This window comes from Nonomuraea sp. NPDC054003 (assembly GCF_055585125.1).
On record NZ_JBVJKR010000019.1, the window covers coordinates 85,693 to 112,422 of the forward strand.

Here is a 26,730-nt window from a genome sequence, read left to right on the forward strand (position 1 = left end):
TACACCGCCGCTTCCTGGGCAGGGTCATTCCCCGATCGTGCCGAGCCGGGCGTGGCCCTTGATCAGGTTGCGCGCGATCGTGCGGCGCTGGATCTCGTCGGTGCCCTCGAAGATGCGCAGCAGCCGCAGCTCGCGGTACCACCGCTCGATCGGCAGCTCCTTGGTGTAGCCCATGCCGCCGTGGATCTGCAGCACCCGGTCGACCACCTGGTTCGCCATGACCGCGCCGTTGAGCTTGGCGATCGAGGAGGCGTGCCGGGCGTCCATGCCCTGCTGGACGCGCCAGGCCGCGTAGAGCGTCAGCCACTTGGCCGCCTCGATCTCCACCTGCGAGTCGGCGATCATCCACTGGATCGCCTGGTATCCGGCGATCGCCTGGCCCATGGACTTGCGGATCTTCGCGTACTCGACGGCCATGCCCAGCATCCGCTCGGCCGAGCCGATGGCCCTGGCGGGGATCATGTAACGGCCCTGGCCGATCCACTGCATGGCCAGCTCGAAGCCCTTGCCCAGCTCGCCCAGGATGTTCTCCTCCGGCACCCGGACGTCCTGGAACACCAGCGACGCGGGCCCCCACTCGCCCATCGTGGGGATCGGCTCGGACGTCCAGCCCATATCGCGGTCGACGAGGAAGCAGGTGACCCCGTACGGCTCGGCGACGGCGAACACCATGACGAAGTCGGCCTCGCTGCCGCCGGTGATGAACGTCTTCTCACCGTTGATGACCCACTCGGCGCCGTCGCGTACGGCCCTGGCGCTGATGTTGCGGGCGTCGGAGCCCGCGCCCGGCTCGGTGATGGCGAAGCAGGAGCGGCGCTCGCCCTCGATGGTGGGGATCAGGTAGCGGCGCTTCTGCTCGTCGGTGCCGGCGTACAGGATGTTGTCGGCGCTGCCGCCGAAGGTGAACGGCACGAACGTGCGGCCCACCTCCATGGCGATGATCGCCGACATGATGGGGCCGAGCGCGGCGCCGCCGTACTCCTCGGGGGTGTTGATGCCCCACAGGCCGGTCTTGCGCGCCTTGTCCCGCAGCTCCTGGTTGACGCCGGGGTCGAGCGCGGGGCGGCCGGCGCGCTCGTTGCGCAGCACGTCCGGCTCCAGCGGCATGATCTCCTTCTCCACGAAGGCCCGGACGGTGTCTCTGATCTGCCGTTCCTCGGTGCTGAGCGAGAAGTCCACGGCCGCCTCACTTTCTAGAACAAACCTCTAGGAGAAGGTTCGGCTCTCGTGCGGCAGGCTGTCAAGAATATGATTCTAGAATTTCTCGCCTCTAAGATGTTCGCATGGCACGCAAGACCTCGTGGGAATGGAGCCGTACGGCGCAGACCCGCAAGAGCATGCTCCAGGCGGCGCGGGAGGTGTTCGGCGAGCACGGCTTCGCCGAGGCCGGGGTCTCCGAGGTCGTCGCCCGCGCCGGCTCCAGCGTCGGCAGCCTCTACCACCACTTCGGCGGCAAGACCGAGCTGTTCCTCGCCCTCTACGAGGACCATCAGGCGGCCCACGAGCAGGCCGCGGGCGCCAGCGTGGCGCGGGCCAAGCAGGAGGGCGTCACCGACCCGGTCGAGCTGCTCATCGCCGGCGCCCGCGCCTACCTCGACGGCGCGTGGGAGCGGCGCGACCTGGTCCGGCTGTTCATCGATGGCGACGGGCCGCCCGGCTTCGAGCTGATCCGCCGCACGCGCAACCGCGAGTGGGTACGGCAGAACGCCGTGCTGCTCGGCTCCGGCGGCGACCCGCTCGACCGGTTCACCGTGACGGTGCTGACCAGCATCATCGGCGAGGCCGCCCGGGAGGTGGCCACCAGCGACTCCGAGGAGGACGCGCGCGAGGTGGCCGAGGCGGCGATGACGCTGATCCGCCGCCTCGACCCGCTCAGGATCCGCTAGCCTCCCGGCCCGGGATCTTCCCGTTGGTCAGCGCGTTCGGCGCGGCCTTGTCCACCAGCGCCGGGATCACCGCGCCCAGCTCCGCCGGGTCCCAGCGGGAGCCCTTGTCCACCTCCGGGCCCGCGTGCCAGCCCTCGGCCACGCTGATCCGCCCGGCCCGCACGTTGAACACCCGGCCGGTGACGCCGCGCGACTCGGCGCTGCCCAGCCAGACCACGAGCGGCGCCACGTCGTCGGGGTCCGCGTCGGCGTCGCCCGGGATGATCCCGTCGGTCATCCGGGTCAGCGCGGTCGGCGCGATGGCGTTGACCGTGACGCCGTAGCGCTCCAGCTCCCTGGCGGCGATCACGGTCAGGCCCGCGATGCCCGCCTTGGCCGCGCCGTAGTTGCCCTGGCCGGGGTTGCCGTAGATGCCGGAGGACGAGGTGGTGTTGATGATCCGGGCGTCGACGGGCCGACCGGCCTTGGCCTGCTCGCGCCAGTAGGCGGCGGCGTGGCGCAGCGGGGCGAACGTGCCGCCGAGGTGCACCCGGACCACCGCGTCCCACTCCTCGGCGCTCATGTTGAACAGCATCCGGTCGCGCAGGATCCCGGCGTTGTTGACCAGCACGTGCAGGTCGCCGAAGCGCTCGACGGCGGCCTCGACCAGCCGCCTGGCGCCGTCGAAGTCGGCGACGTCCTCGCCGTCGACGATCGCCTCCCCGCCCATGGCCTCGATCTCCGCGACGACCTCCGCCGCCGCCCCGGACGAGCCGGTGCCGTCCACCTCGGCGCCCAGGTCGTTCACCACCACCTTGGCGCCCTGCCGGGCGAACTCCAGCGCGTGCCCCCGGCCGATGCCCCTGGCCGCGCCCGTGACGATCACCACGCGGCCCTCGGCGATCCCGCTCATCTCGACACCTCGATCCCTCGGCTGACTGATGCGAACAAAATTCTAGTAAGCAAATCTAGAAATGGTAGGCCCTGTCGGTGTCTTGACGGCGAACCGGTACCGTTGCCTCGTGGTTGAACACTCCCTGGCGCAACGGCACGTCTTCCTCCGAATGGTGCGATTCGCGGACATCGACTCGCAAGGACATGTGAACAACGTCCGCTTCTTCGACTACCTTGAGGACGCCCGCTGGGGAATGCTCCACGTCGACCCGTACAAGGCGGGCGAACCCCCCTTCAAGGGCCTGGTCGTGACCCGCCACGAGATCGACTACCTGCGGCCCCTCGGCCTCCGCGCGGAGCCGGTCCGGGTCGAGTCGTGGGTGACCGAGATCAGCCCGGTGCGCTTCACACTCAAGTACGAGATCCTCGACGACGACGAGCTGTACGTCACGGCCACCTCCAAGCTGGTGGCCTACGACGCCGAGCGGGCGGCACCGCGCCGGCTCACCGAGGACGAGATGGCGTACCTCAAACGCTTCGCGTGAGCGCCCCGCACCGACGGCGCTGGCTCATGCTGGCCCTCGGGGTCAACGCGCACGCCGGCGTCACCCTCGGCCTGGCCGGGCTCCCCCTGGTCATCCCCGACATCCAGCGTCACTTCGGCGTCTCCCTGCCGGTGGCCGGGATCATCGCCAACGCGCCCGGCATCGGCATCCTGCTCGCCCTGGTCGCCTGGGGCGCGCTGGCCGACCGGTACGGCGAGCGGCTGATCCTCGGCCTGGGCGTCGGCGGTGCCGCCCTGCTCTTAGCCGTAGCCTCCTTCGCCGGGAACGCCTGGGCGGTGGTCGCGCTGCTCGCCGGGGCCGGGGCGGCGGGCTGCGCCGCGATGGTGGGCGGCGGACGCATCGTGCTGCGCTGGTTCGAGCCGCCCGAGCGCGGCGTGGCCATGGGAGTGCGGCAGGTCTCGTACACGCTCGGCATGGCCGTGGCCGGGTTCACGCTGCCGCCCGTGGCGCGGGCGTACGGCATCTCCGGCGTCATGCTGGTCTGCGCGGGCGTGAGCCTGCTGGCCGCCGTGCTGGCGGGCGTGTTCCTGGCCGAACCGCCGCACGCCGTCGCCGGGGCCGCCAGGAAGCCCGCCGGGTCCCCGTACCGGCAGCCCGCGCTCTGGCGCGTGCACGCCACGAGCGGGCTGCACGTGGTGCCGCAGGTCGTCGTCGGCACGTACGGGGTCGCCTGCCTGGTCGAGGTGTACGGGTGGGACGGCGTGGCGGCCGGGCAGCTGTTCGCGGGGGCGGCCGTCGCCGGGGCCGCCACGCGGGTCGCGGCGGGCCGCTGGTCCGACGTGACCGGACTGCGGATGGCGCCGCTGCGCCTGCTCACCCTCACCGCGCTCGCCGCCCTCGGCCTGCTGGTGCTCGGCACGTACGCGGGATCCGGGCTGGGCGTGGCCATGCTGGCGCTGGCCGCGGTGATCACCGTGGCCGGGAACGGGCTGGCCTACCTCGCCGCCGGCGAGCTGGCCGGGCCCGCGGCGGCCGGCCGGGTGCTCGGCGTCCACAACACGGTGCAGAACACGGTGGCGCTGGCCGTCACCCCCCTCGCCGGACTGCTGATCACCCAGTCGGGCTACTGGGCAGCCTTCGCCGCGGGTCTGGCGTGCGCGCTGGTCTCGCTACCGGTCATCCCGGTCCGCGACGAGCGCGCCACCCGGGCTAGCTGACGGCGCGCCGGAGCCAGACCGCCGTGTCGGGCGGCAGGCTGCCGCCGACCGGGCCGCTGGACAGCAGCACGCTCTCGTGCGGCGGCAGCGGCGCCGGCTCGGTGCCGCAGTTGATCGCGCACACCAGCGGCCCGCGCGCGAACACGAGCACGTCCTCGGACGACTCCAGCCATTCCAGCCCGTACGGTACGGTCCGGGCCAGCTCCCGCCGGCAGGCCAGGGCGCGCCGGTAGAACTCCAGCATCGAACCGGGATCGCCGGTCTGCCGGGCCACGCTCAGCTCCGCGAACTCGTCGGGCTGCGGCAGCCACGGCTTCACCCCCTCGGGCGAGAACCCGTACGAGTCGCCCCGGCCGGACCACGGGATCGGCACGCGGCAGCCGTCGCGGCCCGGCAGCTCGCCCTTCGAGCGCTTGAAGACCGGGTCCTGCCGCGCCTCCGGAGGAAGATTCTCTACCTCAGGGAGTCCGAGTTCCTCCCCTTGGTAGAGATATGCCGACCCGGGGAGGGCAAGTGTCGCCAGGAGAGCGGCCCGCGCCCGCGCCATGCCGGTGCCGGGGTCGGCCGTGCCGTAACGGGTGCGGTGGCGTACCACGTCGTGGTTGGACAGCACCCAGGTGGCGAACGGGACCGTCGCCACCGTGTCGTCGATCACCTTCCTGAACGCGGTCGCCGACCAGGGCGCCTGCAGCCAGGCGAAGTTGAAGCTCTGGTGGAGCTCGTCCGGGCGCACGTACAGCGCGAGGTCCTCCAGCGTGTCGGTCCACACCTCGCCCACCGCCATCCGCTCGTCCGGGTAGGTGTCGAGCAGCGCCCGCCAGTCGCGGTAGACGTCGTGGACCTCCGGCTGACCCCAGACCGGGGACTTGGACATGAACGACTGGTCGCGCACGTCCGGCAGGTCCTCCGCCTTGAACAGCCCCATCGCCACGTCGATGCGGAACCCGTCGACGCCCTTGTCCAGCCAGAACCGCAGGATGTCCAGGAACTCCTCCCGGACCTCGGGGTTGCGCCAGTTGAAGTCCGGCTGCTCGGGCGCGAACAGGTGGAGGTACCACGACCCGTCGTCCACCTGGGTCCAGGCCGGGCCGCTGAAGGTGGACTGCCAGTTGTTGGGCCGGTCGCGGAAGATGTAACGGTCGCGGCCCTCGCCCCGCAGCGCGGCCTGGAACCAGGGATGCTCGGAGGAGCTGTGGTTGGGCACGACGTCCACCAGCACCCGCAGGCCGAGCGCGTGCGCGTCGGCCACCAGCGCGTCGAAGTCGGCCAGCGTGCCGAACAGCGGGTCGACACCGCGATAGTCGGCCACGTCGTAGCCGCCGTCGGCCATGGGGGAGGGGTAGAAGGGGGTCAGCCAGACGGCGTCGACCCCCAGGTCTCTCAGGTAGGGCAGGCGTTCACGTATCCCCGCGAGATCGCCGACGCCGTCTCCGGAGGCGTCGGCGAAGCTGCGGACGTAGATCTCATAGACGACGGCATCACGCCACCAGGGGATGTCCATGTGGCGTGTCATGCCCGCTACGTCGGAGAGTTCACCAGGCTATGGGCGGCGTTGACCAGATAGGTCCAGAGCCGGCTCTCCTGCTCCTCGGTCAGGCCGAGGTCGTCGACGGCGTCACGCATGTGCTTGAGCCAGGCGTCGCGCTCCTGCTGGCCGATCACGAACGGCACGTGGCGCATCCGCAGCCGCGGGTGCCCGCGCTGCTGGCTGTAGGTGCCGGGGCCGCCCCAGTATTGGACGAGGAACATGCGCAGCCGCTCCTCCGCGCCGGCGAGGTCGGCCTCGGGATACATCGGGCGCAGCAGGGGATCTTCCGCCACCCCTTCGTAGAAACGGCGCACGAGCCGCCGGAACGTCTCCTCGCCCCCGACGGCCTCGTAGAAGGAGGTTTCAGTCACGACCCCAGCCTATGCTCAGCCGACCATCGCAATGTCCGCCGCGTCGAGCGCCGCCTTGACCCGCAGCCGCAGCTCCCGCGCCACCTCTTCCTGCCTGGCCGGCAGCGTCTTGGCCGACAGGCGGAAGACCATGCTGCTGTCGGAGAGCTGCTCCACGCCGAACACCTGCGGGGGCTCCACGACGGCCGCCTCGCGCAGCTCGGCGTCGGCCCACATCTCCTCGGCGACGTTCTCCAGCACCACCCGCACGGTGGTGATGTCGCTGTCGTAGGGGACCGGCACGTCCACGTAGGCGCGCGACCAGCCCTGCGACTCGTTACCGACGCGGGTGATGGTGCCGTTGCGCACGTACCACACCCGGCCGTCCTCGTCGCGCAGCCGGGTGACGCGCAGGGTGACCGCCTCGACGGTGCCGATGGCGGCGCCCGCGTCGATCACGTCACCCACTCCGTACTGGTCCTCCAGCAGCATGAACATGCCCGCGATGAAGTCCTTGACCAGTTCCTGGGCGCCGAAGCCGATGGCCACGCCGAGGATGCCGACGCTGGTGAGCAGCGGCGCGATGGGGATCGTCAGCCGGTCCAGCACGGTCAGCAGGGTCGTGCCGATGATGACGATGGTGGCGATGTGCCGGAGCACCGAGCCCATGGTCTCGGCCCGCTGTTTGCGGCGCTCGTGCAGCAGGGCGTCCACGCCGGCCGTGACCGTGCCCTTGCGGAAGCGGCCCACCGGGCGGCTGGCGGCCCGGTTGATGACCCGCGTGATGACGCGGTTGACGATGTTGCGCACCAGGAAGCCGATGATCAGGATCAGCACGATCGTGATCGCGCTGGCCACCAGCGGCGCCCAGCTCGCGTTGTCCATCCAGCCGGCCAGCACTGAGCAGAGGAGTGTGTCCCCCTCGCAGATCTCCGCCATCTTGGTGCTCACCTCGTCGAGGTCCGGGACCATGGAGGTGGTCGGTTCGGGCGACGGCGGCGACAGCAGGAACACTGAAGGGTCCTCCTCCGGGAAAACGATTCGACCGGCGGTACGGGGCCGGATACGCCCCAAATTTACCGCCGGTCGAACCGGCCGCCGTCACATCACGCCGGGGAAGACGGGGTCATCAGGCCCTGGGCCGCGGAGGGAGGAACCTGACGCTCCGATGACGGTCGGCTCGGACGGGTCACGCACCCGGAAGCGTGTCCCGTGCCGTCTCCGGGGAGGGGGCCCCGAGCGCTTTCCGGCCAGGCCGAAAAGCGGGTCTCGATAGTTACGCAGAGTAACCGGAGTCGGCGGGACGGCCAGAGTCCGCGCTGGTGCGCGGCTCTCCGCACCGGCCGTCCCGCCGGCTCCGTGGAGCCGCGGTGATGACGGTGAGCCGCGGTGGCTGCGCTCCACCCGGTTCACCGCCCGGTCACTCTCCCACCGCGGCGAGCACGCGGGCGACCTTGGTCGCCGCACCGGCCGGGTCGTCGACGGTGTGCAGCCGTTCCCCCCAGGACCAGCAGTACCACCAGTCGGGAATGTCGGTCGCGACGCGACAGGTGACGTTCTCGGACAGGCTCGTCGCCTTCGGATTGATGACCCTGACGAAGACCCTGCCACTCTGGGTCCGGACCACTCGCGCGAGCAACCCGCGGGCGTCGAGCTCCGACACCAGGCGCTCAAGATGCCCGAAGTTGTCGTCCCCCACCTTTCGTCCTCCCTCGAATCGTTGCGGTGGGCCAAAGATGACTCATGTCGGCTGGTTGCGCAACGCGACATACATGCTCACGGGGAGTCGCCTTGTCACTCCCGGAATGTAAGAAACAGTCCGCCGGAGGACGATCCTTATCCCTAGCCTTCAAGGAGGCGTTTTCAACACGCCATCATTAGGCCATAGTCGAGGCTAGGCGGACCGCAACCTGGACGCTACTCTCAGTGACTAGGGTGATGAGCCGGTCGGGACACATGCGTGAGAGGGGCCGGGATGTCCGGCAGACAGCACAGGGAAACGGAAATGGCTCGTCGGATCAGGGCCAAGGGCCTTGCCGTCGGCCGCACCGCTGCCCAGATCGCTGAAGAGATCCACGAGGCCTGTGGCGCGCAGTTCGGCACAACCAAGATCAAGGGTCACCGCCTGGCCCACGGCATCGCGCTCGCCGACGTCATCGAACAGGTCAGAGCGCTGTTCGAACGCGACGAGAAGCCGGCCCCGGGCATCGGGGAGACCCTGCTGTCGGCGTACGAGAGCGGGCTGAAACGCCCAGGCCCCGAATACCTCCACTATCTGTGCACCGTCTACCGCGTCGAGCCCCCCTCGCTCGGCTACGACGGGCCGTGCATCTGCGGCCATGGCCACCGGATGCCCGGCGTCCTCGCGGGCGGCGCCGACGTGAACGGCCGTCACGGCGCGGCGCTGCCCGAGCCGACCGAGCTGCGCACCCCGTCGCTGCACCCCGACAAGAACGTCGACAGCGAGGAGGACGAGAACATCCTCCGGCGCGCGCTCCTCAACCTGCTGACCAACAACGACGCAGGGGCCACCAAGCTCACCGGCCCGGTGCTGGGCGCCTGCGAGGGCATCCGCCGGCGGATGGACTACACGCTCGTGTCGTCCACCGTCTCTCCCGCCATGCTCGACCAGTGGGAGGAGGCCACGCTCGCGTTCGGCCGGCAGTACACGACCACGGCGCCGCTCCGGCTGCTCTGCGACGTGCTGCTGGAGCTGAGCGCGGTACGCAACGCGATGACCCGGCGCCAGCCCATCGACCTGCAGGAGCGGCTGTGCCGGATGGCCGCCCAGCTCTCCGGGTTGAGCGGCATGATCATGATCAACCTGGGCGACCACCGGCTCGCCCGGTCGTTCTTCCGCACCGGCCGCACCGCCGCCGACGAGACCGGCGACCGGGCCCTGCGCGCGTGGGTGACCGCACGCGAGGCGCTCGTCCCGCTCTACTACGGCGACGCCCGCGAGGCGCTCAACCTCGCCAAGAAGAGCCGCGACCTGGCAGGCCAGACGCCGTGCGCGGCGCAGGCCATGGCTCCGGTCGTCGAGGCCAGGGCGCTGGCCATGCTCTCGGGCACCGACAGCCGCAAGGAGGTCGTCGACCAGGCCAAGCGCGCGCTCGCGCGGGCGCGCAACGCCTTCTCCCACATCAAGGGGAAGGAGCGCGAGGACATGGCCTTCGGCTACACGGAGAAGCAGCTCTACTTCTACCAGGGTGACGTGCTGACCAAGCTGGGGCAGACGCTGGAGGCCGACCTCGTGCTCGACCAGGCGCTGCACCAGTACCAGGACCACATCCTGGACCAGACGCTGATCAGGCTGGACCAGGCGCAGTGCCGGCTGATCGAGGGCGAGACGGGCGAGGCGCTGCGGATCGGCACCGAGGCGCTGCGCCTGCTCGGGCCCGAATACCGCACCGACTTCATCATGCGTCCGGCCCTCGCGCTGCTGCAGGCGATCCGGGCCCGTGAGCCCGGCCACCCGGGCCTGGCCGCCTACGAGGAGCAGGTGCGGTTCCCGCAGCCCGTCGGGGGAGAAGGGACCGGCGGTGCATGAGGATCCGCCGCTACCGGTGGTCTGACCTCGACACCATCCTCGCCCTCCATCAGATCTGCCTCGCCGAGGTGGGGCTGGTGCCGGGCGACGGGGTCTACTACGACGACGACTTCCCCCGCATCCAGGAGATCTACCTGGCGTGCGGGGGCGACTTCCTGGTCGGCGAGGCCGACGGGAGGGTCGTCGCCATGGGCGGGCTGAAACCGGTCGACAGCGCGACCGCCGAGGTGTGCCGGCTGCGCGTGCACCCGGCGTTCCAGGGGCGCGGCCTCGGCTCCGCCATGCTCTCCGCGCTTGAACAGCGCGCGGCCGAGCTGGGTTTCCGCCGGCTGAGCGGCGACACCACGCTCAACCAGGGGGCCGCGCTGGTGCTGTACGAGCGGCACGGGTGGCGGGAGGTCGCGCGGGAGCAGGTGGGCGAGCTCACGGTCGTCTACGGGGAGAAGCGACTGACGCCCGCACCTGCTGAAATTTAAGGATATGTCAGAGAAAGCGCCCGTTTCGGGCGCTTTCTCCTTTTGATGGACGCGCTGGGCGGTTGGCAGATACGGCCGAAGAGGGGGCGGTGGTATGTGGGGAATTGCCGGATCTCCGGATTTAGAGGATAAGGATGTCCGGTCCTTCGAGTGAGGCTCTTCACTCCCGGTGGTAGAGGAACATCACCGCAGACCATCGGCGATCCGGCCGCCGTGATCCGTAGTGAGATGCTTCCGAACATGGCAGTCGTGCCCGCTCCCCGACCCCTCATGGGAGCCGTGCTTCTGTTGTTCGTCAGCGCCGCATGGGGGTCGGCCTTCCCGCTGATGCAGGATCTCATCCACCGCTTACCAGTCGAGGATCTGCTCGCCGAGCGCTACACGCTGGCGGCTCTGACGCTGCTCCTCATCCGTCCCAGGTGCCTGTGGGGGCTGTCGCGGCGGACGTGGATCAACGGGGTCATCCTGGGGGTCATGTTCGGGGTGGGGCAGAGCGCGCAGGCCGTGGCCCTCTACAGCCTGCCCGCGGCGGTCTCGGGGTTCGCCGTCGGGTGCAGTGTCGTGATCACACCGGTCATGGCGCTGGCGCTGTTCAAGGCCAAGGTGCCGTACCGGGTGTGGATCGGGGTGGTGCTGGCGATGGCCGGCATGACCGTGTTCACCCTGCTGCGCGGCATCGAGTACGGCGGCTTCTCGCTCCTGGCCCTCGGGGTGACGCTCTGCGCCGCGGCGCTGTACTCGGGTCACACGCTGCTGCTGGGCCGCCTGTCCAGGAAGGGCGAGCAGTTCGACGCGTACGCGCTGACGGTCATCCAGCTCGGGGTCATCGGCCTGCTGACCGGCGGGCTGGCCGTGCGCGACGGGATCACGCTGCCTGGCGAGACGTCCGACTGGGTGGTGCTCGGCCACCTGTCCGTCGTGTCGTGCGCGCTCGGCTTCCTGGCTCGCTCGTACGGGCAGGCGTACGTGTCGGCGGTGCCCAGTGCCGTGCTGATGTCGTCGCAGCCCTTCTGGGTGGCGGCCATCGCGGTGATCTGGTTCGGCGAGCAGCTGGGCTGGAGCATGCTGCTCGGCGGCGGGCTGATGGCGGCGGCGATGCTGCTGGCGGTGCCGTCGCCCGGGGCCGCGCTGGACGAGCCCCAGTCGCGCCGCCGTGACCTGCTCATGGTCTCGCGGCGGGCGTCCCGGGTGCTGGGCGAGCTGAAGGTCAAGCGCGGGGACCCGCTGATGCTGAACGGCAAGGTGCCGCCGGCGCTCCCGCCCGGTCCGTGCGGGGGCGCCGACGCGTGCCTGTGGCCTGGCCGTGCGGCCAAGGGGACGGGGGAGCCGAGCCTGGAGCGGCTCATCGAGCGGGCCAGCCGCATCGTCCGGGCCAGGAACGAGAACGCGGAGGGGTGCTGCGATTCGGAGCCGCGGCTGGGCCGTTGCCTGTGTGAGCTCATGAACGAACCCGGCGACAAAAGATCGGGGGCGACGTACCCCTGCCGGTTTCGGTCACAATAGGGCTATAGGCGGGAGAAATATTGAACGCTTCTCAGTAATTATACTCTGACTTATTGGGTATATATCTTGATATTCGCTGGAGTGTCCGAATAATGAATATTACTCCAGTGAAGAGGTGCATGATGAAGCGCATCGTCGTCCGCAAGCCCGGAACCGCGCGGCTCGGTGGGACCTCCAGCGTCATTCACAAGGGGTGACAGAGGAACGGTCCCACCTCAGAGCTCCGGGCGGTCCGCCCGTACGGTTCGGGAACGCGCGGCTGCTGATGCCCGTGATCGACGGTCATCGGCAGCCGCTCGGCCCCTACACCGTCGGCGCGGCGCTCCTGGGGGGACTGGTGCCGGAGGCCCTCGACCGGCGCCCCGAGCTGGTGGCCGAGCATGACATCGAGATCAGGGCCGTCGCGCCCGCGCTCGCGGATCTCGTACCCGCCAGGCGGGTGACCCTGGACGCGCGGCTGTCCGACGAGGAGCGCATCCTCGTCCCCGCGCCCCGCCGCACGCTCCGGCTGGCCAACGGGATCGCCGAGTTCGTCCGGCAGGTCGTGCAGCCCGGCCTCACCCTGGCCGTCTGCAACGGGGACCACGCCGACCCCACCGACACCGAGCTGCTCGACGTGCTCATGCGCAGGATCCCGCCGGCCGTCCTGGCGATCACCGTGTACGCGGACGGCCCGGAGCCGCCGCCGGACACGCGGGACGCCGCCGAGCTGTGGACGCTCGTGGACCGGTGCGTACGGGAGGGTTTCCTGCACGCGGTGGCCGAGCTGGGGCAGCGCGCGCTGACGCTGGCCGGGCCCGGCGGCGAGCCGTGGTGGCGCCTCGCCCAGCGCACCGCGACCGCGCTCGGCGGCCTCGACCGGCGGGCCGAGGCGCGCGTCGTGTGGGAGGGGGCGCGCCGGTCCAGCCAGGACCCGGCCGTGCACGCCGCGACCGCGTACGGGCTGGCCATGCTGGACGCCCGCGACCCCGACCGGGCGCGGCGCGACCTGGGCAGGGCGCGCGGGTGGATCAACCAGGCGATCGCCATCTCGACGCTGCTGCCCGACCCCGGGCAGCGGGCGTTCAAGCTCGGCTTCGACCGCAACGGGCTGGCGCTCGTCGAGCTGCGCGAGGGCCGCCTTTCCGAGGCGCTGGCGCTGGTCGAGTCGGCCATCGAGCTGGCCGGGGAGCTGGGGGAGCGGCACCCGGTGCACCGGATGGTGCTGCTGGCCAACCGGGCCCAGCTGCTGGCCGGGCTGGGGCGGACCAAGGAGGCGCTGGAGGACTTCTCCGCCGCCATCGCCGTCGACCCGATGTTCCCCGACTACTACGTGGACCGCGGCAACCTGCTGTTCAAGCTGGGCCGGCACGCCGAGGCGCTGGCGGACTACGAGTCGGCGCTGGCCGCCGGGCCGCCGCTGCCCGAGGCGCACTACAACCGGGCGGAGCTCCGCATCGCCCAGGACGACGTGACGGGCGCGCTGGCGGACCTGGCCAGGGTGATCGAGCTCGATCCCGCCTACGTGGACGCGTACATCAACCGGGCCGGGCTGCTCGCCGCGCTGGAGCGGGACGCGGAGGCGCGGGCGGACGTCGAGGCCGGGCTCGCCTGCGCGCCCGGGAACCCGCACCTGCTCACGGTGCTCGGCCAGCTGGAGACCGCGGCGGGACGGCTGCGGGAGGCGCGCCGGGCGCTGGACCTGGCGATCGACCGGGCGCCCTCGCTGGTGGCCGCCTGGGGCAACCGGGGGGTGCTCCGGTACGAGGCCGGCGATCCGGCCGGGGCGGTCGCCGACCTGACCCGGGCGATCGAGCTGGGCCCCCAGCCCGACCTGTACGCCAACCGCGCGGTCGCCCTGCGCGCACTCGGCCGCACCGAAGAGGCCGAAGCCGACGAAGCCCGCGCGACCCACCACTGAGCCAACCCCGGCTCCACTGCCACGTCCCCTCGCCGAGGGAAAGCGTCCCCCGGTTGCCCGCCACGTGGGTCAGGCGTCGGCGGAGGATGCGGGGATGAGGAGGGTTTTGCCGGTCACCTGGCGGGCCTCGATGGCGGCGTGTGCTTCGGCGGCTGACTCCAGCGGGAGCACCAGGCCGATCGTGGGGCGGAGCCGTCCCGCCGCGGCCACCTCCAGCGCGGCCCTGGACAGCTCGCGCAGGTCGGTGGCGGGCCAGGGGACCGCCGTCACGCGCGGGCCCGGAGTGGTCATCGGGCCGCCCGCCATGCCGTAGACGCTCATCCGGCCGCCGTCGCGCAGCAGCGTCTCGGCGGTGGCGCCGATCTCGCCGCCCACCCCGTCGAAGACCACGTCCAGCGCACCGGCCGCGTCGCGGACCCGGTCGGCCCAGCCCGGCTCGGTGTAGTCCACGGTCAGCTCGGCGCCCAGCTCGGCGGCGAGCCCGCGCTTGGCCGCGCTGCTCGCCGCACCGATCACCCGGGCGCCGGCGGCCACCGCGAGCTGGACCAGGAGGCTGCCGACGCCGCCGCCCGCCGCCTCCACCAGCACCCACTCGCCCGGCTTCGGCCCGGCGGCGCGGGCCAGGCCGGTGGCGGTGCGGCCGTCGGCCAGCAACGCCACCGCATGCTCCGGCGAGACGCCGCCGGGGATCGGGATCAGGTCGCCGGCGCCCGCCACGGCCAGCTCCGCGTAACCGCCGTAGCCGCCCAGCGTGCTCACCACCAGGGCGCCCACCAGCGACCCCGTCACGCCTTCGCCCACCGCCCGCACGGTGCCCGCCACGCCGTTGCCGAGGATCGCGGGCAGCTCGGCGGTGCGCGGCCCCCGGTCGGCCCGTACCTGCGTCTCCACGAACGTCACACCGGCGACCGCCACCTCGATCAGCGCCTGCCCGGGCCCGGGCACCGGATCGGGCACCTCCTCGGCGACCAGCGCCTCCGGGCCGCCGAACTTCCTCAACATCACCGCACGCATGACACACCTCTCCTCAACCGGAGCGTTCCGCTCCGATCGCGACGGTATATCGGAGCGCTGCGCTCCGCAAGGCGGCTATCCTGTACGGCATGAGCAGGCGCGGCAGGCAGGCCGAGGCGGCGCGCAACGACCTGCGGCTGCTGCGGGCCGCGCACGAGGTGTTCACCACCCAGGGCTTCGACGCCCCCGTGTCGGCCATCGCCAAGCGCGCCGGGCTGGGCATGGGCAGCCTCTACCGCCGCTACCGCACCAAGGAGGAGCTGCTGCAGCGGCTGTGCCTGATCGCCATGGAGCGGGTGGTGGAGGCGGCCTCGGCCGGGCTCGCGGAGGACGACCCGTGGGAGGGGTTCGCCGGGTACGTGCGGGCCTGCGTCGGTTTCGGGTCCGGGGCGCTGGCGCCGGTGGCGGGCACCATCGAGGTCACCGGCGAGATGTCGCGCACCGCGAGACAGGCCACCGAGCTGGCCGGCCGGCTCGTCGCGCGGGCCCGCGAGGCCGGGGCGCTGCGGGCTGACGTGACGGAGCTGGACGTGTCGCTGCTGATCGAGCAGTTCAGCAGGCCGGCTCCCGGGCCACCGGACGAGCTGCAGGACCGGTTCAAGCAGCGGCTCCTGGCCATCGCGCTCGACGGCCTGCGCGCCCCGGGCGCCACGCCCCTGCCCGGCGACCCGCCGTCACTCGACTGGTACGAAGGCCGCTGGACCCCCGACACTTCGTGAGGCATCGGAATGCCCTGCCCGGACGGGCCTTGGGGACTACCGTGGGTGCGTGGGCTTCAACGAGCTGCTACGCGATCTCCAGCCGGGCGCGAGCGCGCAGACGGCGGGCATCAGCCGAGGGCACGGCGGCCCGCCCGCCCGGACCCTCGCCGTCCGCTCCGGCCCGCACCGGCTGCGCTGCGCCTCCCTGCTCAAGCCGCTGTACGCGTGGGTCACCGCGGGTCGCATCCCCGACGCCGAGCGATGGCGACGCCACGCCGAGCCGGCCGTGGTCATCTCGTCCAACGCCGACACCCGCAGCCTGTGGCTGGCCGTCGGGCCGCTGGTCATCCTGGACGACATCTACCAGCGCACCGGGGTCTCCTGGCCGATGCACAACGGCGACCCGTCCAGGTTCGGGTCCATCGAGGTGGCCGCCGACGAGGTGGCGACGGCGTACGCGGCGCTCGCCCAGGCGGCGCTGGCCGGCGACCCGGTGGCCGGCGACGTGCTGGAGTGGATGCGGCAGGTGGAGGGTCAGCAGGCGTTCGGCGTCAGGGAGGCGCTGGCCGCGCCCGGGTCGGGGGTGAAGTGCGGCTGGTTCGGCGAGCCCGACGAGACCTGCCTGCGCACCCACGCCGTGGCGGTGCTGCCGTCGGAGGACACCCGCGCGACGGTGGTGGTCGCGCTGACCGCGCAGCCCTACGCGGACGCGGGCGAACGCGACGCCTACCGCGCCGACGTGCTGGCCGGGCTGTCCGTCGAGGCCGAGCACGAGCGTGTGGCGGGGCCCCTCCTGCGCTCGCTCCTGACCATGTCGCTGACCGAACTGGGCTACCAGGCGTGACCGTCCGGACGGTCGCACCGCCCGAATCCGTGCCGGCGGTGAGCTGTGGGCCCTCAGCGGGGCCGGACGCCGGTGAGCTCGCCGATCACCTCCGCCAGGTTCGGCGGTTGCACGCTGCCCGGCAGGTCTTCCGCCCAGACGCAGCCCAGGTAGGCCTCGCGCTCCTCCTCCGTGAGCTCGCCGGGGTCCACCGGCGGGCGGGCCTCGGGGAAGCGGGCGAGGTAGAACCGCTCGCTCTTGACGTAACGTACGCCCAGCCACGGGAAGTCGCGGTCGACGGCGACCCAGCGGTCCTCGACGGCCGAGCCCGGCAGGCCCGTCTCCTCGGTCAGCTCGCGCCGGGCGGCCTGCAGGGGCGTCTCACCGGGGTCGAGGCCGCCGCCCGGCGGCTCCCACAGGTCGGCGCCGCTGACCTTGTCGTGCCAGTGGAGCAGCAGCACCCTGCCGTCGCGGTCGAGGCAGACGACCCTGGCGGCCGGGCGGGCGCTGACGGCCGTCACGTCTCGTCCTCGTCGAGGACCAGGGCCAGGAGGCCGGGGAAGCGGGCGTCGAACTCGGGCCGGCGCAGCCGGTTGAGCCGGCGCGCGCCCTGTTCGCGCTGCTCCAGCAGCCCCACGCCGCGCAGCACCGCGAAGTGGTGGCTGAGCGTGGACTTGGCGACCGGCAGGTGGTGGAAGGCGGCGCAGGCGCGGCTCCAGTCGGGCACCCCGGCCAGCTCGCGGACGATGCGACGGCGGACGGGGTCGCCGAGCGCGTCGAGGGCGGCCTGGAGGGTCGCCTCGGCGGGGGAGACGTGGACGGGGCCGCGTGTCGTGTTCGATGGGGATCGAACGTCGGTGTAGTGTTCCATCTCGATCGAACATCTTAGTCGCGAGGAGCGCGCGGTGAACATCGGACATGTCGGGGTCTGGCATCCCCTCTTCGGCAACGCGCCGGGCGAGACCGGCGGCCGGGCGGCCGCCCGGGCCGAGGAGCTCGGGTACGGGTCCGTCTGGGTGGGCGAGGGCCCAGGCAGCAAGGACCCGCTCGTGTCCGCGGCGATCCTCCTGGCGGCCACCCGCCGGATCGCCGTCGGCACCGGCATCGCCAGCATCTGGTCACGCGACGCGGCGGCCATGGCGGGCAGCAGGTTCGCGCTGGGCGAAGCCTTCCCCGGCCGCTTCATCGCCGGGCTCGGCGTCAGCCACGCGCCGCTGGTCAACGCGCGCGGCCACGACTACGCCAAGCCGCTCACCGCGATGCGCCGCTATCTGGATGGCATGGACGAGACGGCGAAGCACCACCGGGAGGTCGACGCGCCCCGGCTGCTCGCCGCGCTCCGCCCCGGCATGCTGGAGCTGGCCAGAGACCGCGCCGACGGCGCCCACCCCTACTTCGTGCCGCCCGAGCACAGCGAGCGGGCCAGGGAGATCCTGGGGCCGGGCAAGCTGCTCATGCCCGAGCAGGCGGTGCTCGTCGAGACCGATCCCACGCGGGCCCGCGAGATCGCCCGCGACCACATGTCCGTCTACCTCTCCCTGCCCAACTACCTCAACAACCTGCGCGATCTCGGCTACACCGACGACGACTTCGCCGGCGGCGGCAGCGACCGGCTGGTGGACGCGATCGTGGGCTGGGGGAGCCCGGACGCGGTGGCCGAGCGGGTGCGGGCGCACCTCGGCGCGGGCGCCGACCACGTGGCGATCCAGCCGCTGTCGCCCGGCGGCCCCGACCTCGACGACGCCCTGCGCCAGCTGGAGCTCCTCGCCCCCGCGCTCGGCCTGCGGTGAGGGACCTGTGACGTCCTGAAGACGGTCCGGGGAGCGTGGGCGCCGGGCGGCCCGGCATGACTCAGCGTTTCATCGCGCCGTCGGCGATCGCGTCGGCCGCCTCGCCGATGGCGATGCCCACGATCTCCAGACGGCGCACGAGCTCGCGCTCCTTCATGCGGTCGTTCGTGAGCTCCCCGGAGAAGATGCGCGAGATCTCATACTGGTACATCCGCCGGATCGCGCTGCCGGCCTTCTTGGCCTCCAGCGCGTCGTGCGGCACGGCCGACGGGCTGGAGACGAGGTCGCGGACGGCGGTCTCCAGCGCGTCGATGCCGACGATCACCTGGTCGAGCAGCGGGGTGAAGCGGATCTGGTCGGGCACGCGATAGAGGTGCGACTCGCGGACGAAGTCGCGCAGCGAGTCCAGCACGTCGTCGATCGAGCGCGACAGCCTGAACAGGTCCTCCCGGTCGATGGGCGTGATCAGGGCCGACTCCAGCTCCTCGACGAGCTGGCGGCGCTCCTCGTCGCCGAGGTGCTCGATGGTGCGCATCTGCTCGTGCGCGCCCGTCCTGCCCACCTCGCCGCCGATCATCGCCATGGCCAGCCACGCGCCCTCCTTGGTGGCCTTCAACTGCCCGAGCAGCGCGTCCGACAGCGCGGTGTCCATGTGCCCCGTCAGCAGGTCACGGATCCTGCGCAGCCGCCTCACCAGCCTGCCGCCCTTCACATCATCACTCCCTTTCCGGCGTAGGCCGCCACCGCGCCCAGCACGCCGCTGGCCGGCAGCGTCAGCAGCCAGGCGACCACGATCTTCACGGCCGCGTACCAGCGGACCCGGCCGCTGCCGCGCACCACCCCCGCGCCGATCAGCCCGCCGGCGATCGCCTGCGTCATGCTGACCGGCATGCCCACGGCGGAGCAGCCGAGCACGGCCGACCCTGCCGACAGCTCCGCCGCCACGCCGTGCAGCGGGCGGAAGGCGATGATCTCGCGGCTGAGCGTGCGGCCCGCCTTCGGGAGCCCGTACATCGCTCCGAGCCCGAACAGCACGGCCGTCAGGGTCGTGTACGGCAGCGGCGCGTCGGAGAAGCTCAGCGCGATCATGAAGATGGCGAGCATCTTCTGTCCGTCGTTGGCAGCGTACGCGACGATCTGCACCACGAACCCGGCGCGGTGCAGGCCGCTCAGCCGGTCGGCGCTGGCGAACCGCACCACCAGCGTCGTCACCGCCCACGCCACCAGGCCGCCCACGATCGGCGCGGCCAGGCCGAAGGCCAGCACCAGCGCCACGTACGGCCCCGAGACCGGCAGGCCCCAGCCCAGGCCCGCCCCGGTGAGCCCGCCGACGAGGGCCAGCGTGAGGCTGGTCGGGCGGCCCTTCATGGTCAGGAAGGTGACCACGGCCATCGCGCTCAGCACGGCGATCGAGGTCGCCACCCGCCCGCCGGGCCCGTCGAAGGAGGCCAGCCGGTTCACGAACGTCAGCGCCACCTGGTGGGTGGCCAGCGGAACCAGCGCGATCACCACGACCATGGCGAGGATCCCGGTCGCCGGTCGCATCGCCGGCAGCTTGAGCCCGGTCGCCAGGAGCGCCCCGCCGTCGTTCATGCCGGACACGATCGCGAACAGCCCTGCGACCGCGACGAGCACGACGACGTCCGCGGGCATGGGCAACCTCCTGCAAAAGCTGTGTATAGCGGATATCTACCCAAGATCGGGCGCATAAGGCAGGGGAGACCGCGCTTCCCGGGGGCGGTAACCTCGATGGATTCAGTCGCGCAGACCTCACCGAGAGCGATCCATGAGCGTTGCCGAGTACGTCCTCACGTTGTCCTGTCCCGACCGGCCCGGAGTCGTGGCCGCCGTGTCGAGCCTGCTGTCCAGGCACGGCTGCAACATCACCGAGAGCCAGCAGTTCGGTGACCGCGAGAGCGAGCGGTTCTTCATGCGGGTGCAGTTCACCTCGCCGGTCGGCGAGGACGAGGTGCGGGCCGCCTTCGCCGCCCTGGCTTCGGACCTCCGCATGGAGTTCCAGCTCCGCGACCTGGCGAGGAAGCCCAAGGTGCTCATCATGGTGAGCCGGTTCGACCACTGCCTCAACGACCTGCTCTACCGCGTCCGCAGCGGCGCGCTCGACCTCGAGGTCGTCGCGGTCGTGTCCAACCATCCCGACCTGCGCCCGCTCACCCAGTCCCACGGCATCGACTACCACCACCTGCCGGTCACGCCCGAGACCAAGCCGAAGCAGGAGGCCGAGGTGCTGGCGCTGGTCGAGCGCTACCAGGTCGACCTGGTCGTGCTGGCCCGCTACATGCAGGTGCTGTCCGAGGAGCTGTGCGCGAAGCTGAGCGGGCGGGCGATCAACATCCACCACTCGTTCCTGCCGTCCTTCAAGGGCGCCAAGCCCTACCACCAGGCCCACGACCGCGGCGTCAAGCTGATCGGCGCGACCGCCCACTACGTGACGTCCCACCTCGACGAGGGGCCGATCATCGAGCAGGAGGTCGCCCGGGTCAACCACAGCCACTCACCGGAAGACCTGGCCGCCATCGGGCGCGACGTCGAGAGCCTGACCCTGGCCAGGGCGGTCAAATGGCACACCGAGCAGCGGGTCCTGCTCGACGGCCACAAGACCATCGTGTTCCCCCGCTGACCCCGGTGTTAGCCGTGCCCCAGCCGGGGCACGCGCTGGACATGCCTGAAGAACCGAACTCCACACCACCGCCGCAGACCCAGCAGTACCCGGGCGGCACCGGCGAGATGGCTCCGGAACCACGCGACGAGATGCGCCGCTACGAGGGCCGGGGCCTGCTGTCCGGCAAACGGGCGCTCGTCACCGGCGGCGACTCCGGCATCGGCCGCGCCGTATCCGTCGCCTTCGCCAAGGAGGGCGCCGACGTCGCGATCGCCTACCTGAGCGAGCACGACGACGCCGACCACACAAGGAAGCTGGTGGAGGCCGAAGGGCGGCGCTGCGTGCTGCTCCCCGGCGACCTGGCGGACCGTGACCACTGCGTGCAGGTCGTCGAGCGCGCCGTCTCCGAGCTGGGCGGCCTGGACGTCGTCGTGAACAACGTCGCCTACCAGCAGCCGGTCGACTCGCTGGAGGAGCTGACCGACGAGCAGTGGGAGCACACGTTCGCGGTCAACATCCACAGCTACTACCGCGTCACCAAGGCCGCGCTGCCCCACCTCGGGGAGGGCTCGGCCATCGTCAACACCTCCTCGATCAACGGCCTGCGCGGCAACAAGACACTCCTCGACTACTCCGCGACGAAGGGCGCGATCAACGCCTTCACCTACGCGATGGCGCAGAACCTGGTCGACCGGGGTATCAGGGTCAACGCGGTGGCGCCTGGGCCGGTCTGGACACCGCTCATCCCCGCCACCTTCCCCGAGGAGAAGGTCGAGCAGTTCGGCAAGCAGGTGCCGATGAAGCGGGCGGCCGACCCCGACGAGATCGCTCCTTCGTACGTGTTCTTCGCCTCGGACCTGATGTCGTCGTACTACACGGGCGAGGTGCTGGCCCCGATCGGCGGGGAGACGCTGCCCGGCTGACCACGTCAGATGAGAGTTCTCTCATCTCAGACTCAGGTCTCTCTCCTCATGTCCCGGCATGCTGGAGCGTATGAAGAGCCGAGCACCTCTCCTCGCCATCCTGGCCGGGCTGCTCGTGGCCGTGGCCGTGACGATCGGGTTCATGCGGGTCGCGGCCGGCGGCCCCGAGCTCGGCGGGCCCGTCGTGGTCTCGAACGAGCCGCCGGGGGCCACGGAGACCGGGGACGGCGCCGCGACGCCGGACGCCGGGACCGAGACGTCCGCCGCCGCTGAGACGGCCACGCCCGCCACCGCCGAGAAGACGCCGTCAGCGTCTCCGTCGCCGCGCGAGACGAAGGCCGAGCCCGTCAGGCCCCCGTCACCCAGGCCGGGCGGCGACGACGATGACGACGACGATGATGACGATGACGACGACTGACGGCTCGCCGGCATGCGGGTGACCGCGCGCGGCCGGATCGTCGGCTGGATGCTCGCGGTCGTCTCCCTCGCCCTGTTCATCGCGATCTTCGCGACCTGGGCGATCCTCGACCGCCTGATCGACGACCGGATCGACGCCGAGTTCGGCAACGAGGCGGAGAAGCTGCGCCGCTACGCCGCGACCGCCGTCGACGTCCGGGACGTGGACACCCTGCTCAGCGGATACCTCTCCTACAACCCGCCCGACGAATGGGAGACGTTCTTCACGATCCTCGACGACCGGCCGCACAAGATCACCGGGATTCCGCCGCTGGCCCGGCTCGACACCGACGACGCGCTGGTGGCGCGTCTGGGGCAGGTCACCGAGCCGGCGAGCGGCGAGACCGAGAGCGCCGCCGGCACCGTCCGCTACGCCGTCATCCCGGTCCAGGTGAACGGCGACGCCCGCCGGGGCCAGCTGGTCATCGCCGTCTTCTACGACCACTACCGCGAGGAGGTGCTGAACGCCATCCGCGTGCTCGCCCTCGCCTCGCTGGCCGCACTCGCGCTGGCCGGCGCGGCCGGCTGGTTCGTGGCGGGGCGGGTGCTGGCGCCGATCCGGCTGGTGGGGCAGACCGCCGAACGGATCAGCGGCTCCTCCGACCTCACCAGACGGCTCGACGTGCCGGGCGACGACGACGTGTCCGAGCTGGCCGGCACCTTCAACCGGATGCTCGACCGGCTGGAGCACGCCTTCGCCGTGCAGCGGGACTTCGTCGACGACGCCGGTCACGAGCTGCGCACCCCCATCACGGTGATCCGCGGCCACCTGGAGCTGATGGGCGACGACCCCGACGACAGGGCCGAGACCCTCGCCCTGGTCACCGACGAGCTGGACCGGATGAACCGCATGGTCGACGACCTGCTCACGCTCGCCAAGGCCGAACAGCCCGGTTTCCTCGACATCGACGAGGTCGAGCTGGCCGACCTGACCGTCAGCGTCGTCGCCAAGGCACGGGCGCTCGGCGAACGGCGCTGGCGGGTCGACGAGGTCGCCGAGGCGCGCATCCCCGCCGACCGGCAGCGGCTCACACAGGCGCTCATGCAGCTCGCGGCCAACGCCGTGCGCCACACCGCCGACGACGGCCAGATCGCCGTCGGCTCCGCCGTCCAGGACGGCTTCGTACGGCTGTGGGTGCGCGACGACGGGCCGGGAGTGCCGCCGGCCGACCGGGAGCGGATCTTCCGGCGGTTCATGCGCGCCGGCGAGCGTTCCGGTACGCACGAGGGCGCCGGGCTCGGCCTGGCCATCGTCAGGTCCATCGCCGAGGCCCACGGCGGCACCGTCCAGGTGGAGGACGCCCCCGGAGGCGGGGCGTGCTTCGTGATGACCATTCCGATGCGGGAGTTGCGGTGAACCGGATCCTGATCGCCGAGGACGAGGCGCGGATCGCCTCCTTCGTGGAGAAAGGGCTGCGCGGCAACGGCTTCGTCACCGCCGTGGTCAGCGACGGCCTGGCCGCCTACGACATGGCGGGAAGCGGCGCTTTCGACCTGCTCATCCTGGACATCGGGCTGCCGCTGAGCGACGGGTTCACGGTGCTGCGGCGGCTCAGGGAGTCCAAGGTCGGCATCCCCGTGATCATCCTGACGGCCCGTGACAGCGTCACCGACAAGGTGGCGGGGCTGGAGGGCGGGGCCGACGACTACATCGCCAAGCCGTTCGCCTTCGAGGAGCTGCTGGCGCGGGTGCGGCTGCGGCTGCGCGCCGACCGCAGCCCCGAGGTGACCGTGCTGCGGGTCGCCGACCTCGCGCTCGACCTGCGGACCCGGCGCGCGTACGTGGGGGAGCGGTCGGTGGATCTGTCGACGCGGGAGTTCGCGCTCGCGGAGGTGTTCTGCCGCCATCCCGACCAGGTGCTGACGCGGGAGCAGCTGCTGAGCCACGTGTGGGGGTTCGACTTCGACCCGGGCTCGAACGTGGTGGACGTGTACGTGCGCTACCTGCGCCGCAAGCTCGGCGCCGACCGCATCGAGACGGTACGGGGGACCGGCTACCGGCTGAAGGCCGAGGGCGCCCCTAGGTGAAGGGACTCTCATCACGTGCTCACGGGGGGCCAACCGGTGGATCCCAGGCTTGGAGTCGTCCGCACGGGGAGTGCGGAGGAATCCAGGAGGACGAGATGAGCCAGGAACTGCGGCGCGCGCTCGCGGCCATCGGGATCGTGCTGGGCATGGGCGTCACCGCCACCGCCCTCGCCACCCCGGCGACCGCCACCACCCCGTCAACCGCCACAACGACCGCCGACGATGACGACGACCGCCCGAGGGGCGGGGTGGAGACGGGGGTCGGTGGGGCGGCCGACGACGATGACGATCGTCCGCAGGGCGGAGTGGACACGGGCGCAGGTGGGGCGGCCGACGATGACGACGATCGGCCGACCGGTGGGGTCGAGACCGGGGCCGGAGGGGCGGCGCTGGTGATGGGTGGGGAGGATGGGGCGGCGTTGCCGCTCGCGCTCGCCTCGGGCGTGGGAGCGGTGCTGATCGCCGGTGGCGCGTGGGCCGGCCGCAGGCTGGTCAGGCGGTGAGCGTGCGGCGCCGGAGTCTCGCCCTGGTGGCGGGTGCTCTCGTTGCGACGGTCGCGTGCGCCCCCGGCGCCCCGCGAGCGGCGGGTGTCCTGGCCGGTGCGGCTGCCCCACAGGTGGCGGGTGCCCTTGACGGTGCGGTCGTCCCGCAGGCGGCGAACCCCGTGCGGTTGCGGATCCCGTCCATCGGCGTCTCGACCAAGGTGATCCCGCTCAAGCTCGACAAGGCGGGCCGCCTGATCGCACCCGAGCCGTTCGACCGGGTGGGATGGCACGAGGGCGGCCCCGAGCCCGGGGAGCGGGGCGTGGCCGTCATCGCCGGCCACGTCGACTCCAGGACGGGCCCCGCCGTGTTCTTCCGCCTGCGCGACCTGCGCAAGGGCGCCCGCGTGCACGTGGACAGGGCGGACGGCAGCACCGTCACCTTCACCGTGTCACGCCTGGCCCGCTACCCCAAGGACCGCGTGCCCGACGAGGTGTACGGCTCGGGCGAGGGCGCCCAGCTCCGCCTCATCACCTGCGGCGGCACGTTCGACCGCGCCCGCCGCAGCTACCGCGACAACGTCGTGGTGTTCGCCCGCTGACAACGGAAGTGCCGCCGGGCCCCCGGCGGCACTTCTTCGATGAGAACGTCCTCACGATCGGCTCACAGGCGCTTCACCGCCGGGCGAGACGCTGTTCATGACAGCGAAAGACCCGGGAGGACCTCTTGAGACTGACCACGCTCCTCGCCCTCGCGATGGACCTGGCCGCGATCGTCACGCTCGCTTACGGCCTGTACTACCGCCGCCACCACCGGCGCGACCTGCTCTTCGCCTACGTGGCGCTGAACACGGGCATCTTCGCCGTGGTTTCGCTCATGCTGGTCCAGCGGGTGGACCTGGCGGTCGGCTTCGGCCTGTTCGGCGTGCTGGCCATCATCCGGCTCCGCTCCTCGGAGATCACCCAGCAGGAGATCGCATACTACTTCGTCGCCATCGCGCTCGGCCTGGTCAACGGCATCGCCGCGAGCTGGCCGCTGACCGCGCTCTTCCTCGACGTGGTGCTGCTGGCGGTGATGTATGTGGCCGACCATCCCCGCCTGCTGGGCCGTACCCATCAGCAGCTGGTGACGCTGGACGTGGTGCACACCGACCCCGCGCTGCTCCGCGCCGACCTGGAGAGCCGGCTCGGCGGGCGGGTGCTGCAGTGCGTGGTGAGCCAGGTCGACTACGTACGGGACGTCACCGTGGTGGACGTCCGCTACGAGGTCCCGGCGGAGCGGCGGGCGGAGGCGTGGCGATGACCGAGTGGCCCGACGCGGGAGTCCTGCTCGCCGGGGTGGCGGCCGGCCTGGACCCGGTCACGCTGGAGGAGGCCAGCGCCCGCGCCAAGCTGATGACCCGGGTGGACCACAAGTATCTGGTGCCCGCCTCGGTCATGACCCGCCTGGCCGGCGAGCTGGGCGACCGGTTCGAGGTGCTGGAGATCGGCGGGCGGCGCCAGTTCCGCTACACCTCCACCTACTTCGACACGCCGGACCTGCTCACGTTCCGTCAGCACCGCCAGCAGCGCCGCCGCCGCTTCAAGATCCGTACGCGGACGTACCTGGACGGCGGCGGGCGCTGGCTGGAGGTGAAGCTGAAGGGCGCGGGCGGCGGCACCGACAAGCACCGCGTCCCGTACGACGGCGCGCCCGCGCACGCGCTCACCCCCGAGGCGCTCGACTACCTGTCGACCACCCTGGCCACCGGCCTGCGGCTGCCCCGCCCGGTGTCGCTCGGCCCGGTGCTGTCCACCGACTACCGCCGGGTCACGCTGGTCGACCGGTCCGGGGCCGCGCGGCTGACCTGCGACAGCGGCCTCGTCTGCCACGACGGCCGGCGCGCGCTCCCGGCCCGGCGCGACCGGGTCCTGCTGGAGTCGAAGTCCGCCGACGGCGACGCCGCCGCCGACCGCGTGCTGCGCCGCCTGGGCGTCCGCCCGGTGAGCGTCAGCAAGTACTGCCTCGGCGTCGCCGCCCTGCTGGACGTCCGCGCCAACCCCTGGCACCGGGTGCTGCGCCACTACTTCAGAGGACGGTACGCAACGCCGACCACCTGATCTC

The 26,730-nt window shown here is 71.7% G+C and carries 30 protein-coding genes; 19 read left to right on the plus strand and 11 right to left on the minus strand.

What is annotated here, in order from left to right; genetic code table 11:
• Positions 1-24: 24 nt before the first annotated feature.
• Positions 25-1,179: an acyl-CoA dehydrogenase family protein gene (locus ACZ6YG_RS37960; RefSeq protein ID WP_219546989.1), complete on the minus strand. Its 1,155-nt coding sequence runs from the start codon at positions 1,177-1,179 to the stop codon at positions 25-27.
• A 104-nt stretch (positions 1,180-1,283) separates the two neighbouring features.
• Between ACZ6YG_RS37960 and ACZ6YG_RS37965 the strand changes: the two genes are divergently transcribed.
• Complete coding sequence (locus tag ACZ6YG_RS37965; protein ID WP_148029890.1) at positions 1,284-1,886, plus strand: TetR/AcrR family transcriptional regulator; 603 nt, start codon at positions 1,284-1,286, stop codon at positions 1,884-1,886.
• Here ACZ6YG_RS37965 and ACZ6YG_RS37970 read toward each other — a convergent pair.
• Positions 1,873-2,778: an SDR family oxidoreductase gene (locus tag ACZ6YG_RS37970; RefSeq protein ID WP_466020642.1), complete on the minus strand. Its 906-nt coding sequence runs from the start codon at positions 2,776-2,778 to the stop codon at positions 1,873-1,875. The two genes, ACZ6YG_RS37965 and ACZ6YG_RS37970, sit on opposite strands and share 14 nt — an antisense overlap.
• 109 nt (positions 2,779-2,887) lie before the next feature.
• Between ACZ6YG_RS37970 and ACZ6YG_RS37975 the strand changes: the two genes are divergently transcribed.
• Positions 2,888-3,304 (plus strand): acyl-CoA thioesterase, encoded by a 417-nt coding sequence (locus ACZ6YG_RS37975; protein WP_261808363.1) that lies wholly within the window; start codon positions 2,888-2,890, stop codon positions 3,302-3,304.
• Positions 3,301-4,482, plus strand: a complete 1,182-nt coding sequence (locus ACZ6YG_RS37980) for an MFS transporter (RefSeq protein ID WP_466020643.1) — start codon at positions 3,301-3,303, stop codon at positions 4,480-4,482. The genes ACZ6YG_RS37975 and ACZ6YG_RS37980 overlap by 4 nt, the downstream gene beginning before the upstream one ends.
• Here the strand turns inward: ACZ6YG_RS37980 and ACZ6YG_RS37985 are convergent.
• From ACZ6YG_RS37985 to ACZ6YG_RS38000, 4 genes are all read right to left on the minus strand, one after another.
• A complete protein-coding gene (locus tag ACZ6YG_RS37985) occupies positions 4,475-5,995 on the minus strand; it encodes a glycoside hydrolase family 13 protein (RefSeq protein WP_466020644.1) in 1,521 nt (506 codons plus the stop codon). The genes ACZ6YG_RS37980 and ACZ6YG_RS37985 overlap by 8 nt on opposite strands.
• 5 nt (positions 5,996-6,000) lie before the next feature.
• Positions 6,001-6,381 carry a globin gene (locus tag ACZ6YG_RS37990; protein ID WP_148029894.1) on the minus strand — a complete coding sequence of 127 codons (381 nt, stop codon included), beginning with the start codon at positions 6,379-6,381 and terminating at the stop codon, positions 6,001-6,003.
• Positions 6,382-6,396: 15 nt separating this feature from the next.
• Positions 6,397-7,374 (minus strand): mechanosensitive ion channel family protein, encoded by a 978-nt coding sequence (locus ACZ6YG_RS37995; RefSeq protein ID WP_466020645.1) that lies wholly within the window; start codon positions 7,372-7,374, stop codon positions 6,397-6,399.
• 406 nt (positions 7,375-7,780) lie between these two features.
• Positions 7,781-8,059 carry a hypothetical protein gene (locus ACZ6YG_RS38000; protein ID WP_148029896.1) on the minus strand — a complete coding sequence of 93 codons (279 nt, stop codon included), beginning with the start codon at positions 8,057-8,059 and terminating at the stop codon, positions 7,781-7,783.
• A gap of 306 nt (positions 8,060-8,365) precedes the next feature.
• On the opposite strand from ACZ6YG_RS38000, the gene ACZ6YG_RS38005 reads away from it, so the two are divergent.
• The 4 genes from ACZ6YG_RS38005 (at position 8,366) to ACZ6YG_RS38020 (ending at position 13,789) form a co-directional block, all read left to right on the plus strand.
• Positions 8,366-9,910: an XRE family transcriptional regulator gene (locus tag ACZ6YG_RS38005; RefSeq protein WP_466020646.1), complete on the plus strand. Its 1,545-nt coding sequence runs from the start codon at positions 8,366-8,368 to the stop codon at positions 9,908-9,910.
• Positions 9,907-10,386: a GNAT family N-acetyltransferase gene (locus ACZ6YG_RS38010; protein ID WP_466020647.1), complete on the plus strand. Its 480-nt coding sequence runs from the start codon at positions 9,907-9,909 to the stop codon at positions 10,384-10,386. The genes ACZ6YG_RS38005 and ACZ6YG_RS38010 overlap by 4 nt, the downstream gene beginning before the upstream one ends.
• Before the next feature lie 279 nt (positions 10,387-10,665).
• Entirely contained in the window at positions 10,666-11,889 is a 1,224-nt protein-coding gene (locus ACZ6YG_RS38015) for a DMT family transporter (protein ID WP_466020648.1), read from the plus strand.
• 193 nt (positions 11,890-12,082) lie between these two features.
• Positions 12,083-13,789 carry a tetratricopeptide repeat protein gene (locus ACZ6YG_RS38020; RefSeq protein ID WP_466020649.1) on the plus strand — a complete coding sequence of 569 codons (1,707 nt, stop codon included), beginning with the start codon at positions 12,083-12,085 and terminating at the stop codon, positions 13,787-13,789.
• A 69-nt stretch (positions 13,790-13,858) separates the two neighbouring features.
• Here the strand turns inward: ACZ6YG_RS38020 and ACZ6YG_RS38025 are convergent, their stop codons facing one another.
• Positions 13,859-14,803, minus strand: a complete 945-nt coding sequence (locus tag ACZ6YG_RS38025) for a zinc-binding dehydrogenase (RefSeq protein ID WP_466020650.1) — start codon at positions 14,801-14,803, stop codon at positions 13,859-13,861.
• Between the two features lie 89 nt (positions 14,804-14,892).
• Here ACZ6YG_RS38025 and ACZ6YG_RS38030 point away from each other — a divergent pair, with 89 nt between their 5' ends.
• Both ACZ6YG_RS38030 and ACZ6YG_RS38035 read left to right on the plus strand, forming a co-directional pair.
• Entirely contained in the window at positions 14,893-15,522 is a 630-nt protein-coding gene (locus ACZ6YG_RS38030; RefSeq protein ID WP_271279710.1) for a TetR/AcrR family transcriptional regulator, read from the plus strand.
• Positions 15,523-15,571: 49 nt separating this feature from the next.
• Complete coding sequence (locus tag ACZ6YG_RS38035; protein ID WP_148029901.1) at positions 15,572-16,348, plus strand: hypothetical protein; 777 nt, start codon at positions 15,572-15,574, stop codon at positions 16,346-16,348.
• Positions 16,349-16,401: 53 nt separating this feature from the next.
• Here ACZ6YG_RS38035 and ACZ6YG_RS38040 read toward each other — a convergent pair whose 3' ends face one another.
• Both ACZ6YG_RS38040 and ACZ6YG_RS38045 read right to left on the minus strand, forming a co-directional pair.
• Entirely contained in the window at positions 16,402-16,848 is a 447-nt protein-coding gene (locus ACZ6YG_RS38040) for an NUDIX hydrolase (RefSeq protein WP_466020651.1), read from the minus strand.
• A complete protein-coding gene (locus tag ACZ6YG_RS38045; RefSeq protein WP_148029903.1) occupies positions 16,845-17,198 on the minus strand; it encodes an ArsR/SmtB family transcription factor in 354 nt (117 codons plus the stop codon). The genes ACZ6YG_RS38040 and ACZ6YG_RS38045 overlap by 4 nt, the downstream gene beginning before the upstream one ends.
• Positions 17,199-17,232: 34 nt before the next feature.
• On the opposite strand from ACZ6YG_RS38045, the gene ACZ6YG_RS38050 reads away from it, so the two are divergent.
• On the plus strand, positions 17,233-18,117 hold the full coding sequence (locus ACZ6YG_RS38050) for a TIGR03620 family F420-dependent LLM class oxidoreductase (protein WP_148029904.1): 885 nt from the start codon (positions 17,233-17,235) through the stop codon (positions 18,115-18,117).
• 61 nt (positions 18,118-18,178) lie between these two features.
• Here ACZ6YG_RS38050 and ACZ6YG_RS38055 read toward each other — a convergent pair whose 3' ends face one another.
• Positions 18,179-18,829, minus strand: coding sequence for a DUF47 domain-containing protein (locus tag ACZ6YG_RS38055; protein ID WP_261808368.1), 651 nt, complete (start codon positions 18,827-18,829; stop codon positions 18,179-18,181).
• On the minus strand, positions 18,826-19,770 hold the full coding sequence (locus ACZ6YG_RS38060) for an inorganic phosphate transporter (protein ID WP_466020652.1): 945 nt from the start codon (positions 19,768-19,770) through the stop codon (positions 18,826-18,828). The genes ACZ6YG_RS38055 and ACZ6YG_RS38060 overlap by 4 nt, the downstream gene beginning before the upstream one ends.
• Before the next feature lie 133 nt (positions 19,771-19,903).
• Here ACZ6YG_RS38060 and purU point away from each other — a divergent pair, with 133 nt between their 5' ends.
• The 9 genes from purU (at position 19,904) to ACZ6YG_RS38105 (ending at position 26,726) form a co-directional block, all read left to right on the plus strand.
• Positions 19,904-20,755: a formyltetrahydrofolate deformylase gene (gene purU, locus ACZ6YG_RS38065; RefSeq protein WP_148029906.1), complete on the plus strand. Its 852-nt coding sequence runs from the start codon at positions 19,904-19,906 to the stop codon at positions 20,753-20,755.
• Between the two features lie 41 nt (positions 20,756-20,796).
• Positions 20,797-21,660: an SDR family oxidoreductase gene (locus ACZ6YG_RS38070; protein ID WP_148029907.1), complete on the plus strand. Its 864-nt coding sequence runs from the start codon at positions 20,797-20,799 to the stop codon at positions 21,658-21,660.
• A 70-nt stretch (positions 21,661-21,730) separates the two neighbouring features.
• A complete protein-coding gene (locus ACZ6YG_RS38075; RefSeq protein ID WP_148029908.1) occupies positions 21,731-22,078 on the plus strand; it encodes a hypothetical protein in 348 nt (115 codons plus the stop codon).
• 12 nt (positions 22,079-22,090) lie between these two features.
• Positions 22,091-23,473, plus strand: a complete 1,383-nt coding sequence (locus ACZ6YG_RS38080) for a sensor histidine kinase (RefSeq protein ID WP_219547011.1) — start codon at positions 22,091-22,093, stop codon at positions 23,471-23,473.
• On the plus strand, positions 23,470-24,144 hold the full coding sequence (locus ACZ6YG_RS38085; protein WP_271279716.1) for a response regulator transcription factor: 675 nt from the start codon (positions 23,470-23,472) through the stop codon (positions 24,142-24,144). The genes ACZ6YG_RS38080 and ACZ6YG_RS38085 overlap by 4 nt, the downstream gene beginning before the upstream one ends.
• A 95-nt stretch (positions 24,145-24,239) precedes the next feature.
• Positions 24,240-24,647, plus strand: coding sequence for a hypothetical protein (locus tag ACZ6YG_RS38090; protein ID WP_466020653.1), 408 nt, complete (start codon positions 24,240-24,242; stop codon positions 24,645-24,647).
• A 2-nt stretch (positions 24,648-24,649) separates the two neighbouring features.
• Positions 24,650-25,228, plus strand: coding sequence for a class F sortase (locus ACZ6YG_RS38095; RefSeq protein ID WP_466020654.1), 579 nt, complete (start codon positions 24,650-24,652; stop codon positions 25,226-25,228).
• A 155-nt stretch (positions 25,229-25,383) separates the two neighbouring features.
• Entirely contained in the window at positions 25,384-25,929 is a 546-nt protein-coding gene (locus ACZ6YG_RS38100; protein WP_148034361.1) for a DUF4956 domain-containing protein, read from the plus strand.
• Positions 25,926-26,726 (plus strand): polyphosphate polymerase domain-containing protein, encoded by an 801-nt coding sequence (locus ACZ6YG_RS38105; RefSeq protein WP_466020655.1) that lies wholly within the window; start codon positions 25,926-25,928, stop codon positions 26,724-26,726. Before ACZ6YG_RS38100 ends, ACZ6YG_RS38105 begins: the two co-directional genes overlap by 4 nt.
• Positions 26,727-26,730: the final 4 nt, after the last annotated feature.